Below are 16,340 nucleotides of genomic sequence, written 5' to 3' on the forward strand. Positions count from 1 at the left end.
CCGCTCGGCGTTTCCACCCCGGTGGGCCGGGGTAGCGGTTCGGGCAGCCCGTTGATCGCCGTACCGGTGAGCGGACGGGCGCCCGCCGCACCCCACCTCACCGGAGGTCCCCGTGTCCCCATCCCTGGCCCTGCCGGCCGCGGGTCCCGGCTTCCTGAACCCCCAGTGGTTGATCTCCACGTTCGGGCTGGTCGGGATCCTCGCCATCGTCTTCGCCGAGTCCGGCCTGCTGATCGGCTTCTTCTTCCCGGGGGACTCGCTGCTGTTCACCGCCGGGCTGCTCGTCGCCGACGGCCACTACCTGCACCAGCCGCTCTGGCTGGTCTGCCTGCTGGTGGCGGTGGCCGCCGTCGCGGGGGACCAGGTGGGATACCTGTTCGGCAAGCGGGTCGGCCCGAGCCTGTTCCGCCGCCCCGACTCCCGGCTGTTCAAGCAGCAGAACGTGCAGCGGGCCAACGACTTCTTCGCGCGCTACGGCGCCCGGTCGGTGGTGCTCGCCCGGTTCGTGCCGGTGGTCCGGACGTTCACCCCGATCATCGCCGGGGTGAGCCGGATGCGGTACCGCACCTTCGTGGTCTACAACGTCCTCGGCGGCGCGCTCTGGGGCACCGGCGTGACGGTGCTGGGCTACTTCCTCGGCCAGATCGGCTTCGTCCGGTCGAACATCGAGTTCATCCTGCTCGGCATCGTGCTGGTCTCGGTGCTGCCGATCGGCCTCCAACTGCTCCGCGCCCGCCGGCACACCCGCCGGCACGCTGGCCCGGCGGACCACCGCACCGAGCCCACCGGCACGCCCCGCCCCGCCTCGACCGGCGACCGCTAGCCGGACCGCCGGCACCGCCGGGCGCATCGCTCGGGAACTTTCCCGCCCGCACCGCCGACCAACACGGGAGGGCCGTCGCCGCGGCGACGGCCGCCCGCGCCGGATGTGAGGTCGGAGGAGGACCGTGCGGATGAACCGAGCGAGGCCCCGCTCCGTACCGTCGATGGTGAGCGGGCGGCGGGGGAGGCCGGTCGGATGACGGCCGAGGCCGACGACGACCAGGTGACCCGCTGGGCGCAGCGGGCCGGGCGGGGTGACCAACAGGCCGCCGCGGCCTTCGTCCGGGCCCTCCAGGGCCCGGTGTGGCGGTTCCTCGCCCACCTGGCCGGGCCTGGCGAGGCCGACGACCTGACCCAGGAGACGTTCCTGCGCGCGCTGCGGAGCCTGCCCGGCTTCGCCGGCCGCTCCTCCGCCCGGACCTGGATCTTCACCATCGCCCGACGGGTCGCGGTCGACCACGTCCGGGCCGCGACGGTCCGGCCCCGGGTGGCCGCGCTGCCCGACTGGCAGAGCGCGGCCGAGGCGGCCGGCGCGGTCACCGCCGGCAGTGACGACACGGTGACCCTGCGGCACCTCGTCGCCGCCCTGGCCCCGGAGCGCCGGGAGGCGTTCGTCGCCACCCAGGTCGTCGGCCTGTCGTACGCGGAGGCCGCCGAGGTGTGCGGCTGCCCGGTCGGCACCATCCGCTCCCGGGTGGCCCGGGCCCGGGAGGACCTGGTCGCCGCCTGGCAGGACGGATCCCGCCCGGCCCGGGGCACCCGGGTGGTCTGAGCACGGGCATGGTCCGGCGCCGGTCAGGCGGCCCGGCGGTCGCGGGCCTGGGCGGAGTACGGCGGCAGCAGCCGCAGCGGCGCGGGCTCGGGCGGCTCCTCCAGCCGCAGTGACCAGCCGGGGCCGGCCGACCTTCCGCGCCGCGGCGGCGTGCCACCCGGCCGCCAGCGGGGCCGGGAGAGCACCATCATGACCGCCCACCCGACGAGCAGGAACCCGTGGCTGACCAGCCGCGACACCCCCACCTGGCCGGTGATCAGGTCGTTCACCGACAACAGCAGCAGCGTGGCGACGAAGGCGCTGAGCATCGGCAGCAGCCCGGCCGGGGTGGACCGGCGTACCGCGACGACCAGGAAACCGGCGCCGACGGCGACGTTCCACGCCGCGGACTCGTGCCACAGGTGCTGGCCGGAGGTGTGCACGTGGTCGACGACGGCGTCCCGGCCGACCTGGGCCAGCCCGAGCACCAACTGCACGGCGCCGAGCAGCCCGAGCAGGGTGCGCAGGCCGAGCGACACCCGGTCCCGCCAGGGCCGCCGCACCGGCGCCGGGGGCGCCGCCGCGAGCACCACGTCGACGAGGTCCGGCAGCTGCGGCACCGCGTGCGTCCGCGCCCGCCGGGTCACCGCCACCGCCGCGTCGCGCCAGGCCCGGCAGCCGGCGCAGCCGGCCAGGTGCTCCTCGGCCGCCGCCGCCTCGGACCGGGTCGCCTCCCCGTCCAGCTGCGCCGACAGGATCTCCCGCCACTGCTCACACGCCATGTACGGGTAGTCGTCGGCGCCGCCCGCCCGGTTCCCGACCGTGCCCGGAAACCGGTGGGGCGGGGCACCCCGCCGGCACCCGGCGGTGTGACATGGTGGTCCTCCGCCGAGCGAAGGGGACGTCGATGGATGCGGACCGGTCCGGCCCGTTGAGCGGCCTGCTGGTCGCGGACTTCTCCCGGATCCTCGCCGGGCCGTACGCCACCATGCTCCTCGCCGACCTGGGCGCCGACGTGGTCAAGGTGGAGGGCCCCGGCGGCGACGACACCCGCACCTGGGCGCCCCCGGTCCGCGACGGCGTCGCCACCTACTACCTGGGCGTCAACCGGAACAAGCGCTCGGTGGTGCTCGACCTCGCCGACCCCGGCGACCTGGTGCTGGCCCGCCGGCTCGCCGAGCGCGCCGACGTCATGATCCAGAACTTTCGGCCGGGCGCGCTGCGCCGGTTCGGCCTCGACCACGCCGGGGTCGCGGCCGCCAACCCCCGGATCGTGTACGCCTCGATCAGCGGCTTCGGCGCCGCGGCCGGCGCCGACCTGCCGGGGTACGACCTGATGGTGCAGGCGGCCTCCGGGTTGATGAGCCTCACCGGCGACGCCGACGGCCCGCCGTACAAGGCCGGGGTGGCGGTGTTCGACGTGATCGCCGGACTGCACGCCGCGGTCGGGATCCTCGCCGCCCTGCGCCACCGGGAGCGGACGGGCGTCGGCCAGCACGTCGAGGTGGACCTGCTCTCCTCGGCGCTGTCCGGGCTGGTCAACCACGCCAGCGCGCACGTCGCCGCCGGAGTGGTCCCGGCTCGGATGGGCAACGCCCACCCGAGCATCTTCCCGTACGAGCCGCTGCCCACCGCCGACGGCGAGCTGGTCGTGATCGCCGGCAACGACCGCCAGTTCCGTACCCTCTGCCAGGTGCTGGGGGTGCCGGAGCTGGCGGATGATCCCCGGTTCCGCCGCAACCAGGACCGCACGGTCAACCGGGACGCGCTGCGGCCGCTGCTGGTCGAACGGCTGCGGCGGCGCGGCGGCGACGACTGGTTCCGGGAGCTGCGGGCGGCCGGGGTGCCGTGCAGCCCGATCAACACCCTCGACCGGGGCGTCGCGCTGGCCCGTGACCTGGGCCTCGACCCGGTGGTCGAGGTCGACGGGGCGCCCGGGGTGCGGCACCCGGTCGGCTTCTCGGTCACCCCGCCGCGCTACCACCTGCCCCCGCCCGCGCTGGACGCGCACGGCGCCGAGATCCGCGCCTGGCTGGCGGAGTGAGGCTCGACCGGCCGGGATGCTTCCGGATGGGCACCGCGGTCGATAGGTTTACCCGGGCGACGTTTGCCGTTTGGCAAGCGCCCCTGGGCTCCGCGTCGTTCCCCGTCCCACGGGAGGATCCGTGTCCATCCGTTCCCACGCGCGCCGGGTGCTCACCGGCTGCGCCGCGCTGGCCGTCGTCACGGCCGTCGCCGTGCCGAACCCGTCGGCGGCCCTCGCGGCCGGCGACGCGCTGGCCGGCATCACGCACATCGTGGTCATCTACGAGGAGAACCACAGCTTCGACAACCTCTTCGGCGACTGGGAGGGCGTCAACGGCCTGGCCGGGGCCGACTCCGCCCACACCACCCAGGTCGGCGTCGACGGCACCGCGCTCGGCTGCCTGCCGCAGAACGACGTCAACCTGCCCCCGATCGCGACCGACTGCACCGGCGGCACCTTCCCCAACAAGCCGTTCGGCATCGAGGACTACATCAAGCCCGAGGACACCACCTGCCCGGTGCTGAACGGCCCGTACAAGCCGAACGGCTGGCTCGCCGGCACCGGCACGCCGGGCGGCTGCACCGAGGACCTCGTGCACCGCTTCTACCAGGAGCAGTACCAGATCAACGGCGGTGGGCAGAACCGCTACGTCACCGGCAGCGACGCCATCGGCCTCACCATGGGCCACTACGACACGAGGTCGCTGCCCATCTACCGGTACCTGCACGGGGCCGGCGCGCCGCGCTACGCCGTCGCGGACAACTTCTTCCAGGCCGCGTTCGGCGGCTCATTCCTCAACCACCAGTGGCTGATCGCGGCCCGCACTCCGGTGTGGACGGACAAGGCCACCGCCGCGGGCAAGAACGCCGTGGTGGGCCCGGACGGCATGCCGAGCAGCTACCCCCTGCACCCGACCGACACCACGCTCTATCACGACGGGGCGCTGACCCAGGCCCCCGAACCGGACGGCTCGTGCAAGGTCGCGGTCTGCGGCGACTACGCGGTGAACACCGTGCAGCCCTGGTACCAGCCGTACGCCCCGGGCACGGGGGACGCGAAGCGGATGCCCGCGCTGACCTACGACACCATCGGCGACCGGCTGTCGGCCAGGAAGATCGACTGGGCCTGGTACGCCGGCGGCTGGGACAACGCCGCCGGCAACGTCGGCGGCGCCGGCTGGACGAACGGCGCCGACGGCAAGACCTGCGCCGACCCGCGCACCATGACCGGCGCGGCCTACCCGAACTGCCCGGACGCCACCTTCCAGTTCCACCACCAGCCGTTCACCTACTTCAAGAAGTACGCCCCGGAGACCGAGGCGCGCGAGCGGCACCTGCGCGACGAGGTGGAGTTCATCGCGGCGGCGAAGGCGGGCAGGCTCAAGCCGGTCAGTTTCGTCAAGCCGGTCGGCGAGGAGAACGAGCACCCCGGCTACGCCTCCGAGGCCACCGGCAGCGACCACCTGGTCGAGCTGCTCAAGGCCATCGAGGGTGGCAAGCAGGCCAAGGACACCATGGTCATCGTCACCTACGACGAGTTCGGCGGCCAGTGGGACCACGTCTCCCCGCCGAAGGGCGACGTGTGGGGCCCCGGCACCCGGATCCCGGCCCTGGTGATCTCGCCCCGCCTGGCCACCCCGTTCAGCGTGGACCGCACCGCCCACGACACCACCTCGGTGCTCGCCACCATCGAGGAGAAGTTCCACCTGGCGCCGCTGACCGGCCGGGACGCGAAGGTCGCCAGCCTCGCCACCGCCTTCGGCGACGGCGGCGACGACCAGGGCGACGACGACCAGGGGGGCGCCGGCGGTGGCCAGGCTGCCCCGGGCGGTCAGGGCGGTCAGGGCGGCGGCCTGGCGATCACCGGCGTCGACGTCGCCGGCCTGGTGATCGCCGGCCTCGCGCTGGTCGCCGCGGGCGCGACCGCGCTGGCGGTCACCCGCCGCCGCCGGGCCGGCTGACCGATCGGGTACGCGCAGCGGGCCGGGACGCCTCGTCCCGGCCCGCTCCGTTTCGTGCGGTCCGGGCCCGAGCGCGTGGTTGGTTCGCCCGGCGGCAGGTCGCGGTGTTCGACGCGTCGCACGCCGTTGTTTGCGGCATGTGGAGTGGATCAGGCCGGGGTGTCCCCGCTGTCCGTCGGGATCATGCGGGCGGCGGCGGCCGAAGGGGCCGTGGCCGGCACGTTACCTCTTGTGGATCATTCGTCGAACAACTCGGGAAGAGCCGGGTCGCCCAGCCGATTCACAGCTGCGCGGGCAGACGGTGGGCCGTTCGGGCGCATACCCTTGTGCCGCTTGACCAACCCGTCCGCAGGAGGCAACCTCGTGCCGCACGCCCCCGTGCGTTCCGACCGACCAAACCGGCCGGACGCGCCAATCCCGCCCGCGCGGCCGGCGCGTCGGCGTGCCCCGCGCTGGGCCCGGTGGTGCGTGGCGGCCGGCGCGACGCTGATGACGCTCAGCGGTGTGGCGCTCGGCGGCAGCCAGTTCCTGCTGCACGCCGCGACCAGCAAGGTCACCCAGCAGAACCTGCTCGGCGCGGCGGCGGCCCCGCGCCAGCACCGGACGATCACGGGTGCGAAGAACATCCTGCTGGTCGGGGTCGACACCCGGCCGAACCAGGACCCCAGCCAGCTCACCCGGTCCGACTCGATCATCCTGGTGCACATTCCGGCCGACCACAGTCAGGCCTACCTGGTCTCGCTGCCGCGCGACTCGCTGGTGGACATCCCCGCGTACGAGAACGGCGCCACGCCGTACCGCGGCGGGAAGAACAAGATCAACGCCGCCTTCGCCTTCGGCAGCCGTGGCCTGAGCGGGCCGGCGGCGCTGTCGCACGGCTTCGAGCTGCTGGCCCTGACCATCCGCGACCTCACCGGGATCACCCCGGACGCCGGCGCGATCATCGACTTCCAGGGGTTCAAGCAGATCGTCCAGGTCCTCGGCAAGGTCTGCCTGTACGTCGACGAGACCACCACCTCGATCCACGTGGGGCACGACAAGAACGGCAAGCCGGCAGGGCCGTACAAGATCAATCCCGACGGCACGGTGAACCACCGCATCCCCGGGGTCACCCCGAACGTCTACACCAAGGGCAACCACTGCCTGAACCCGGCGGACTCGTTGGACTTCGTGCGGCAGCGGGACCTGCTGGCCAACGGCGACTACGACTACGGCCGGCAGCGCCACCAGCAGCAGTTCCTCCGGGCGGTGCTGCACCAGGTGATGACCGACGGCCTGAACTCGCCGACCAAGCTGCCCGGCCTGCTGACGGCCGTCGGCAAGACGATGACCGTCGACGACGGCGGCATCCCGCTGGAGGACTGGGCGTTCGCCATGCGCGGCATCAAGCCGGACGCGATCACCACCATCAAGACCAACGGCGGCAGCTTCAACAGCCGGTCGGTCCCGGGGGTGGGCAGCGCCGAGATCCTCAGCCCGACCAGCATGGAGCTGATGCACGCGGTCAAGGTGGACGACGTCGGGTCCTTCGTCGAGGCCCACCCGACCTGGGTGGCCGCCAACGGGCCGAGCACGACGGCCCACTGACCACCGCTGGTGGCCGGACCCGCCGGGTGGTGGTGGAGGAAGCCACCGGCGGGCCCGGCGCGGCGTCAGCCGACGGTGAGGGCGGTGTCGTCGATGACGAACGAGGTCTGCAGCGAGGAGTCCTCGGTGCCGGTGAACGTCACCGTCACGGTCTGGCCGAGGTAGCCGGAGAGGTTCACGCTGCGTAGGGTGTAGCCGCTGCCGGCGTTGACGTTCGACCAGCTGGCCACCGTCGTGCCGTTGACGGTCACGGTCAGCTTGTCGTACGCGGTGCTGCCGGTCTCGGCGGTGTCGATGTGCAACCAGTACGACAGGGTGGCCGAGGCGCAGCCGGCCGGGATGGTGACCGACTGGCTGAGCGAGTCGGTGGTGGTCGAGCCGTACCCGTCGAGCCAGGCGTCCCAGGAGCCGCTGTGCGGCGGCTCGCTGGCCGAGTTGGACACCACGCCGGTGGAGGCGGCCCACGGTGCGGCCGTGCCGGTCTCGAAGCCGGGGTTGCCGAGGAGCTGGGCCGCCGTGCAACCGCCGGTGCCGCCACCGCCGGAGCCACCGCCGGCCAGCCACTCGGTGGCGTTCAGCGCCAGCGCGGCGTCGGTGCCGGCCGGGTCGGTCCAGCCGTTGTAGAGGGTGTTTCCGGACTGGCCGGTGCCGTCGTCGATCGGGGAGCTGTCGCCCCACACCGCCACCCGGCCGGAGCCGAACGTGGCGACGGAGAACTCCGCCCCGGTGTTGCCGTTGTAGCCGACCCGGTAGACCAGGCCCTTCACCGACGGGTTGTCGGCCGGGTGCAGGGTCTGGGTGCTGCCGTTGCGGATGATGCTGCCGGTGACCGTGCCGAACGGGCCGTGCAGCACCGGGTCGGTGGCGTCGCTGATCGCCTTCGGGTTCTCGTTGGCGATGTTGTTGACGTCGACGCTGATGCCGAACGGGTCGGTGTTGTCCACGCCGTTGTTGCTGAACAGGTCGTTGGCGATGCGGACGGAGTCCCAGCCGTCGTTGTTCCGGTCGCTCTGGGTGTGGTCCACGACGAGGAAGAAGCCGCCGCCGTTCTGGACGAACCGCATGATGGCGCTCTTCTCGGCCGCGCTGAGCGGGGAGTTCGGCTCCGGCATCACGAACTCGTCGAAGTTGGCGAGGTCGAGGCTGCCACCGCCGCCGTACGTGATGGTGCTGCCGGCCGGCAGCGTCTTGAGGCTGTACCGGCCGGTCCGCTGCAACGCCACCCCCCAGGCCGAGATGGCGCCGGTCCAGGAGGTCTCGGTCGTCGGGTTGGCGTTCTGGTTCAACGGATCGGGCTGGCTGGTACTGATGATCCAGTCGGCGTTGCCGGCCGTTTCGGCCTTGCTGTTGTCGAACAGGACCCGGTGCACGGTGGTTGCCGCGGCGGCGGGGGTGGCCGGCGCGGCGAGGGCGGGAGTGAACGCCAGCAGGAGCGCGGCCAGGATTCCCGGGCTCCGATGGCGGATAGGTACGGACATGAGCGGCACCGTACAAGGAAGATCATGAATATGAAATGCCGCCGTCGCGACGGTCCTGTGACGCACCGGCGTCCAGCGGGCGACGCCGGCGGAACCGGCGTCCGGCGCGGAAATGCCTTGGCGTACCCGCCGGCCCGGCCTATGGTGGCCGCATGGTCCGGGCCGGTCAGTCGACCCCCACCGCGGTCGCCGCGGTGGCGCCGGCCGCTGCCTGTGGCCTCCGGGCCGCCGTCGCGCCCGTGCACGGCCTGCCCAGTCCGATCCCCACGGACCGTGGCCCGCCCGGAGAACCGCATCCCACTCCGCGAACGGCCACCAGGGCGAAGCCATCCGGCTTCGGCCCTTTTTCTTTTTCCGAGGAAGGATCCGACATGGGCACCGACATTCGAGAGAGCATCGACCAGCAGTGGCTCGCGCGGCTGCGGGCCACTCTCACCAGCGAGTTCGAGACGCAGACCGCCCGGCTGACCGAACTGACCGCGGACACCGGCGACCCCGGCGAGGCGCACACCCGCGCGGCGATGATCGCCACCACGCGGCAGAGCCTCGGGCAGATCGGTGACGCGCTGCGCCGCATCGCCGAGGGCGCCTACGGCACCTGCGAGCGGTGCCGGACGCAGATCCCGCCGGAGCGCCTGGAGGTGCTGCCGCACGCCCGCTTCTGCGTACCCTGCCAGCAGAAGCAGGGCTGACCTCGCTCACGCCGGGCCGTCCGAGGGCGGCCCGGCGTCATCCCGCGGCGTCGAGGTGGCCGGCGAGCCAGTCGATGCGGGCTGACGCTGTCCACGGTGTCGCCCTCGTGGAGGGTGGGCGCGTGGTCGCAGCCGATCAGTCGGGCCACGGTCAGGTCCGCGGGCGGCTAGGGTCGGCGGGATGCCCGATCGCCCCCTGCTCTTCCTCGACGTCGACGGACCCCTCATCCCGTTCGGCGCGGGTGCGCCCGTCCCGGCCGGCGGCCCGGGGAATCCGTTGCTGGGCCGCCTCGATCCGCGGCACGGTGTCCGCCTCTGGGCGCTGCCCGGCGACCTGGTCTGGGCGACGACCTGGATGGCCGAGGCCAACCGCGTGGTCGGCCGCCGGCTCGGGCTGCCCGAGCTGCCGGTGGTCGACTGGCCCGACGTCGACCCTCCGCCCGACGGTCTGCACTGGAAGACCCGGGCGCTGTCCGACTGGGCCCGGCGCCGGCCGTTCGTCTGGATCGACGACGAGATCGGCGTTGCCGACCGGGCGTGGCTGGCCGCGCACCATCCCGCCCCGGTGCTCGCGTACCGGGTGGACCCGCGCCGGGGCCTCACCGACGCCGACTACGCCGCCGTCCGGGACTGGTTGGCCGGGCGGTGACGCGGGGCCCCGCGCGCCTGCGGGGCCCCGCCGGCATCACCGGCCCTGGAGAGCCCTGACGTTGTCGCCGAAGGTCCAGCCCTTCGACCCGTCCCAGTTGATCGACCAGGTCATCAGCCCCTTCAGGCCGCCCTGGTACGTGTTCCACGCCTGCGCCACGGAGGACGGGCTCAGGTACCCGCCGCCGGCCCCGGACTGGGCGGGCAGACCGGGCACCTGCTTGTCGTACGGGACGCGGATGGTGGTGCCCTGCACGACCAGCCCGGTGTTCAGGCAGTTGGTCTGGGCGACGAAGCCCTGCACCGTGCCGGCGGAGTACGAGTCGCCGGCGCAGCCGTACATGCTGCCGTTGTAGTACTGCATGTTCAGCCACCAGAGCCGGCCGTTGTCGACGTACCGCTTGACGATCGGCAGGTACGCGCCCCAGATCGAGCCGTAGGTGACGCTGCCGCCGGTGACGTACGCGGTCTCCGGGGCCATGGTGAGTCCGAAGCCGGCCGGCATCTGGGCCAGCACCCCGTCGATGATCCGGACCAGGTTGGCCTGCGAGGTGGAGAGCTGGGTGATGTTCCCGCTGCCCGTGAGTCCGGTCTCGATGTCGATGTCGATGCCGTCGAAGTTGTACCTCTTCAGGATCGGCACCACGGTGGCGACGAACCGGTCGGCGACCGCGCTGGAGCTGAGGTCGATGCCGGCGGTGGCCCCGCCGATGGAGAGCAGGACGGTCAGCCCGGCGGCCTTGGCCTGGCACATCTCGGTGGGGGTGGGCACCTTCACCCCGGCGTCCATGCCGTCCTCCCAGAGCACCGTGCCGTCGGAGCGGATCACCGGGAAGGCGGCGGTGACCACGTTGTAGCCGTGCCCGGTGATGCGCGCGTCGGTGATCGGGGTCCAGCCGAGGCCCGGGTGCACCCCGTTGGCGGCGCCGTCCCAGTTCTCCCAGTAGCCCTGGAGCACCTTGCCCGCCGGCCGGGGCTTCGGCGCGCAGGTGGTCCCGCCCGGGGACGAGGTGGGTGTGGGCGACGGCGACGCCGTGGGGGTGGGTGACGTGGTGGGGGAGGGGGACGTGGTGGGCGACGGCGTGGGGGAGGGCGAGGACGTGGTGGGGGTGGGGGACGGGGTGCTCCCGCCGTCGCAGGCGCCGAGGTCGGTCCAGAGCGCCGGGGTGGCGGGCGGGGTCCAGCCGGCGCCGACCGGCGGGGTGTTCGTCTGCAGCGCCTGGTAGAGCCGGTTGGCGTAGGTGGCCTTGCTGCCGGCGGTCCAGGTCACCCCCTCGGCCCAGGCCGGCACGCCGGCGCAGGACACCAGCGCGGTGGTGCCGGCGGTGGCGGCCAGGCCGGTGGCGGCCGGCAGGGCGGTGCCGACGGCGAGCAGCACGGCGCCGCCGAGCAGGGCGGTCAACCCGCGTCGAAGTCGCATGACATACCTCCTCATCGATGCGCCGGAGGTTATCAGTTAACTTTGTTAAGTGTAAATGCGCAGTACTCTGTCACCACTTGCTTCACGGAGTGAATGCGGCCGCCCGCAGGGCGGTCGGGGAGAGGACGGCGCGGGACGTGGACGCCAGACGCACCACGGTGCGCGACATGCGCCGGGCCAACCGGTCGGTGCTGCTCAGCCGGATCTGGCTGGACGGCCCGCTCAGCCGCCACGAGCTGGGGCAGACCACCGCGCTGAGCCTGGCCAGTGTGAGCAACCTGGTCGGCGAGATGATCGGCGAGGGGCTGGTCGAGGAGGCCGGTTCGGTCGACTCCGACGGCGGCCGGCCGCGGGTGCTGCTGCGCGTCGCACCCGGCTACGGCTACCTGGTCGGCGCCGACGTCGGCGAGACCCGGGTCCAGGTCGAGCTCTTCGACCTCGCGATGACCGCCCTCGCCAAGGCCGAGTACCCGATCGCCGCCGCCGACCCCGACCCGCAGGACGTGGCCCGCCACCTGCTGCACGGCCTCGACGCGGTGGTCGAACAGGCCGGCGTCGACCCGGCCGCCGTGCTCGGCTTCGGCGTCGCCGTCTCCGGCACCGTCGAGCGGACCGCCGACGCGGTCGTGCACGCGCAGACGCTCGGCTGGGAGGGTGTGCCGCTCGGCGCGATGCTGCGTGCCGGCACCGACATCCCGGTGCACATCGACAACGGCGCGAAGACCCTCGGCCAGGCCGAGATGTGGTTCGGCGCAGGCCGGGGCGTCCGGCACGCGGTGGTCGCGCTGGTCGGCTCCGGCGTCGGCGCGTGCGTGGTCGCCGACGGCGTCGGCTACCGCGGCGCGCACAGCAGCGCCGGCGAGTGGGGCCACACCACCATCGTGTACGGGGGCCGCCGCTGCCGCTGCGGCAACCTCGGCTGCCTGGAGGCGTACGTCGGGGCGGAGGGCGTCCTGGACCGGTTCCGCCAGGCCAACCGCGGCCGCCCGGCGGCCGGCGGCGACGAGGAGACCGCCTTCGGCGAGCTGCTCCGGTCGACCGGCCGCACCGCCGCCAAGGTGCTCGACGAGACGGTCGGCTACCTCGGCGCCGGGGTGGCGAACCTGGTCAACCTCTTCAACCCCGAGCGGGTGGTGCTCGGCGGCTGGGCCGGCCTCGCCCTGGGCGAGCGCTATCTGCCGCAGATCCGCGAGGCCACCGCGCGGCACGCGCTGCGCCAGCCGTACGCGCAGACCTCGATCGAGCTGTGCCGGCTCGGACCGGACGCGGTCGCGATGGGCGCGGCCACCCTGCCGATGGCCCGGCTGCTGCGCGACGGCGGCGTGCCCCGCGAGCCGGTCGTCCGGGTGGCCCCGCCGACGCGGCCGGCGCGCGCCACCGCCGAGCCGCCGGGTGCGGGCCCGCTGCGCCGGCGGTCGCGGACCACCTGAGTCCCGGGGCGCGCACCCGCTGAGCCGCCGGGCCGGCGGGGAGCCGCCGGCCCGGCGCCGGGTTCAGGACGGCAGCGTCCACTTCTGGTTGGCGCCGCCGGTGCAGCTCCGGATCTGCGTCTTCGTGCCGTCGGCCGAGGTGTTGCCGGTGACGTCGAGGCACTTGTTGGCCTGCGGGTTCACCAGGTCCCGCCCGGACGTCCAGACCCATTGCTGGGCCGCGGTGCCGTTGCAGGTCCACAGCTGCACCTTCGTGCCGTCGGCGGTGCCGCCGCCGGCGACGTCGAGGCACTTGCCCAGCGACCGGAGGGTGCCGTCGGCGGCCCGGGTCCACTGCTGGTTCGGCCCACCGAAGCAGGTCCAGATCTGGATCGGCGTGCCGTCGGCGGTGGCGTTGTCGGTGACGTCGAGGCACTTGCCGTCGATGCCGGTGATCAGGCCGCTCGGCGTGCCCCCGCCGGACTGGGTGCCGGACCAGGTGAACGTGGCGGTGGTGCGGGCCGGCAGGGTGTAGGTGAAGGACTGCCCGCCCCACACCATCTTCACCGACTGGGCCGAGGTGCCGCCGTTGTGTGCGATCAGCGCCTTGGAGCCGTCCGGGTTGCGGTAGGCGACGTTCTGCACCGTCGCGTTGGCGGTGGAGGCGATCCGGTACGCCCCGGGCTTGACGAACTTGGTCAGGTGGCCGGTGGTGTAGTACTCGATCGTGTAGTCGACCTGCCCGGCCCGGGAGTCGCCCTCGTGCACGGTGATCAGGCCGGTGCAGGTGCCGCAGCCGCCGTTGTGCGGGCCCATGTTCTGGTTGACCGCGAGGCTCCACTTGACGACGCTCCGGCTCCAGTTCCGGGCGTAGTTCACGATGTCGGCCATGTCCTCGTTGTGCTGGTTGGCGATCCAGGTGCCGCCGGAGTGCTCGGTGCTGAACTGCGGCACCGCCGGGTACTGGTCGTGCACCTGGCTGCCGACCGCCGGGTCACCCCAGTAGCCGTGCCAGGCGATCCCGCCGAACAGCGGGTCGGTGCGGACCGCGCTGTCGGCGAGCAGCCCGGAGCCGATGGTGCCGTAGTCGCCGTAGTTCCAGTCGTGCACCAGGACCTTGGTGGTGATGCCGGCGTTGCGGAACGCCGGGTAGACGAAGTTCTTGCTCAGCTCGACGAGGCCGGAGGAGTTCCAGTTCATCCCCGGGTAGTCCATCGCGGTGGGGTTGCTCGCCTGGCAGCAGTTCGGTTCGTTCTGCAGCGACACGTAGTCGACCGTGACACCCCGGGCCGCGTACGCCTGGATGGTCTTCACGAAGTACTGGGCGTAGGTGGCGTAGTACTCCCACTTGAGCCAGCCCATCTGGTCCATCCGGCCGTTGTCCTTCATCCAGCCGGGCGCGCTCCACGGCACCACCATCACCCGCAGGCCCGGGTTGAGCTGCTTCGCCTGCGCGGTCAGCAGCTCCACGTTGGTGTCGTACCCGTTGGCGCCGAAGTCGTTCAGGTCGCAGCAGGTGTCGTCGAGGGAGACGTTGCCGGGACGGGACAGGTCCGAGGCGCCGACCGGGTTGCGCACGTACGACAGGCCGATGCCGTCGGTCGGGCTGAAGAGCCTGCGCATCACCTCGTCCCGGGTGGCCGCGCTGACCGGCCCGCCGCGCAGCAGGTAGGCGGTGGTGTCGGTGATGGACGCGCCGGCGCCCTCGAACTGCTGGTAGCGGGTGTTCTCGTCGATCGTCACGGTGTGCGTGGCGGCGGCGCTGGACGCGGCGAAGCCCAGCGGGCTCTGCTGCTGCAGGCCGCGGGTCACGGTACGGCCGCCGGAGTCGGAGGTGGTGGTGAGCCAGACGTTGACGGTCTCCCCGGCGGCGTGCGCGGCCGGGGGCGGGGACAGGGCGACGGTGCCGGCGGCCAGGCAGAGCGCCAGGGCGACCCGGCCGGCGAGCCGGGGGGCGGTGGTGGGGGACACGGATGCTCCCTTCGCAAAATCGACATCCGTGAATGAGAAAACCCCTCGCACCTGCTTATGTCAAGACATGAAAAAAGCGCCCCGGCAGGGCGCACGGGCACGCCGGGACGGCCACCCGGGCAGCGCCCGCGCGGCCGTCCCGGAGCGGGATCAGGCGTCCCCGCGCACCCGCCGGACGGTGTCCCGGTACCAGTGGGCGCTGCGCTTGAGCGTGCGCCGCTGGGTGTCGTAGTCAACCCGGACGATGCCGAACCGCTTGTCGTAGCCGTACGCCCACTCGAAGTTGTCCAGCAGTGACCAGGCGAAGTATCCGCGCACGTCGGCGCCGGCCTGCCGGGCCCGGGCCACCGCCCGCAGGTGCTCGGCCAGGTACGCCACCCGGTCGTCGTCGGCGACGTACCCGTCGGCGTCCGGCCGGTCCGCGAAGGCCGCGCCGTTCTCGGTGATCACCAGCGGCACGCCCGGGTAGTCCCGGTGCAGCCGGACCAGCAGGTCGGTGAAGGACTCCGGCACGATCTCCCAGTCCATCGCGGTGCGCGGCAGGTCCCGGGGGACCACGCGGCGCACCGGCCGGCCCTGCTCGTCCCGCTCCCGCCCCTGCTCGTCCACCCCGGAGTGCAGCTGCCCGAAGTAGTAGTTCACCCCGAGCACGTCGACCGGGGTGGCGATGACCGCCAGGTCGCCGTCCTCGACCGGGATGCGGACCCCCTCGGCGGCCAGGTCGGCGACCACGTCCTCCGGGTAGCGGCCGTGGACCAGCGGGTCCAGGTAGATCCGGTTGGCCAGGCCGTCGGCGGCCCGGGCGGCGTCCCGGTCGGCCGGGGAGTCGGTGGCCGGGTCGGCGGGGGCCAGGTTGAGGGTGATGCCCAGCTCGATCGGCGTGCCGGCCGCCGCGCGCAGCCGCTGCGCCGCCAGCCCGTGGCCGAGCAGCAGGTGGTGCACGGCGGCGATCCCGTCGCCCAGGTTCCGCCGGCCCGGCGCGTGCTGGCCGTACGCGTAGCCGAGCATCGCCGAGCACCACGGCTCGTTCAGCGTGGTCCAGGTCTTCACCCGGTCGCCGAGCGCGGCGAAGACCAGCTCGGCGTAGTCGGCGAACCGGTACGCGGTGTCCCGGTTCGGCCAGCCGCCGGCGTCCTCCAGTTCCTGCGGCAGGTCCCAGTGGTAGAGCGTCACCCACGGGTCCACGCCCCGGCCCAGCAGCTCGTCGACCAGCCGGTCGTAGAAGCCCACCCCGGCCGGGTTCGCCGGGCCGCGCCCGCCCGGCTGCACGCGGGGCCAGGCCACCGAGAACCGGTACGTGTCCAGGCCCAGGTCGGCGATGAGCGCGACGTCCTGCGGCATCCGGTGGTAGTGGTCGCAGGCCACGTCGCCGGTGTCGCCGTTCGCCACCGCCCCGGGGACGCGGCAGAACGTGTCCCAGATGGACGGCGTGCGGCCGTCCTCGGCCACCGCACCCTCGATCTGGTACGACGAGGTCGCCACCCCCCACCGGAAGGTCGGCGGCAGGGTGTCGATCGGGTCGGCCTGGCCGAGGCTTGGGCTGGTGAGGTCGGTGTCCATGGTTCTCCTCGCGAGT

13 protein-coding genes are annotated in these 16,340 nt (G+C 73.2%); 8 read left to right on the top strand and 5 right to left on the bottom strand.

Features of this window, described 5'->3' with window-relative positions; translation table 11 throughout:
- Positions 1-112: 112 nt before the first annotated feature.
- Positions 113-823, top strand: coding sequence for a DedA family protein (locus ACZ6S5_RS25625; protein ID WP_466004392.1), 711 nt, complete (start codon positions 113-115; stop codon positions 821-823).
- Between the two features lie 195 nt (positions 824-1,018).
- On the top strand, positions 1,019-1,594 hold the full coding sequence (locus ACZ6S5_RS25630) for a sigma-70 family RNA polymerase sigma factor (protein ID WP_466004394.1): 576 nt from the start codon (positions 1,019-1,021) through the stop codon (positions 1,592-1,594).
- A gap of 23 nt (positions 1,595-1,617) precedes the next feature.
- Here the strand turns inward: ACZ6S5_RS25630 and ACZ6S5_RS25635 are convergent, their stop codons facing one another.
- Entirely contained in the window at positions 1,618-2,355 is a 738-nt protein-coding gene (locus ACZ6S5_RS25635; protein WP_466004396.1) for a zf-HC2 domain-containing protein, read from the bottom strand.
- Between the two features lie 125 nt (positions 2,356-2,480).
- On the opposite strand from ACZ6S5_RS25635, the gene ACZ6S5_RS25640 reads away from it, so the two are divergent.
- The 3 genes from ACZ6S5_RS25640 (at position 2,481) to ACZ6S5_RS25650 (ending at position 7,146) form a co-directional block, all read left to right on the top strand.
- Positions 2,481-3,617, top strand: coding sequence for a CaiB/BaiF CoA transferase family protein (locus ACZ6S5_RS25640; protein WP_466004398.1), 1,137 nt, complete (start codon positions 2,481-2,483; stop codon positions 3,615-3,617).
- 121 nt (positions 3,618-3,738) lie between these two features.
- Positions 3,739-5,559, top strand: a complete 1,821-nt coding sequence (gene acpA / locus ACZ6S5_RS25645; protein ID WP_466004400.1) for an acid phosphatase — start codon at positions 3,739-3,741, stop codon at positions 5,557-5,559.
- Positions 5,560-6,048: 489 nt separating this feature from the next.
- Positions 6,049-7,146: an LCP family protein gene (locus ACZ6S5_RS25650; RefSeq protein WP_466004401.1), complete on the top strand. Its 1,098-nt coding sequence runs from the start codon at positions 6,049-6,051 to the stop codon at positions 7,144-7,146.
- Between the two features lie 65 nt (positions 7,147-7,211).
- On the opposite strand, the gene ACZ6S5_RS25655 is transcribed toward ACZ6S5_RS25650, so the two are convergent.
- Entirely contained in the window at positions 7,212-8,624 is a 1,413-nt protein-coding gene (locus tag ACZ6S5_RS25655; protein ID WP_466004403.1) for a hydrolase, read from the bottom strand.
- Between the two features lie 371 nt (positions 8,625-8,995).
- Between ACZ6S5_RS25655 and ACZ6S5_RS25660 the strand changes: the two genes are divergently transcribed.
- Both ACZ6S5_RS25660 and ACZ6S5_RS25665 read left to right on the top strand, forming a co-directional pair.
- Entirely contained in the window at positions 8,996-9,316 is a 321-nt protein-coding gene (locus ACZ6S5_RS25660; protein ID WP_466004405.1) for a TraR/DksA family transcriptional regulator, read from the top strand.
- Positions 9,317-9,497: 181 nt separating this feature from the next.
- Positions 9,498-9,965: an HAD domain-containing protein gene (locus ACZ6S5_RS25665; protein ID WP_466004407.1), complete on the top strand. Its 468-nt coding sequence runs from the start codon at positions 9,498-9,500 to the stop codon at positions 9,963-9,965.
- A gap of 36 nt (positions 9,966-10,001) precedes the next feature.
- Here ACZ6S5_RS25665 and ACZ6S5_RS25670 read toward each other — a convergent pair whose 3' ends face one another.
- Positions 10,002-11,384 (bottom strand): glycosyl hydrolase family 18 protein, encoded by a 1,383-nt coding sequence (locus ACZ6S5_RS25670; protein WP_466004409.1) that lies wholly within the window; start codon positions 11,382-11,384, stop codon positions 10,002-10,004.
- Between the two features lie 137 nt (positions 11,385-11,521).
- On the opposite strand from ACZ6S5_RS25670, the gene ACZ6S5_RS25675 reads away from it, so the two are divergent.
- A complete protein-coding gene (locus ACZ6S5_RS25675) occupies positions 11,522-12,814 on the top strand; it encodes an ROK family protein (RefSeq protein ID WP_466004411.1) in 1,293 nt (430 codons plus the stop codon).
- 63 nt (positions 12,815-12,877) lie between these two features.
- On the opposite strand, the gene ACZ6S5_RS25680 is transcribed toward ACZ6S5_RS25675, so the two are convergent.
- Positions 12,878-14,764, bottom strand: coding sequence for a ricin-type beta-trefoil lectin domain protein (locus ACZ6S5_RS25680; protein WP_466004413.1), 1,887 nt, complete (start codon positions 14,762-14,764; stop codon positions 12,878-12,880).
- Between the two features lie 150 nt (positions 14,765-14,914).
- The gene (locus ACZ6S5_RS25685; protein ID WP_466004415.1) at positions 14,915-16,324 is read right to left on the bottom strand and encodes a GH1 family beta-glucosidase; all 1,410 of its coding nucleotides are present in this window, start codon (positions 16,322-16,324) and stop codon (positions 14,915-14,917) included.
- Positions 16,325-16,340: the final 16 nt, after the last annotated feature.

The sequence above is a fragment of the Micromonospora sp. NPDC051924 genome, assembly GCF_055586005.1.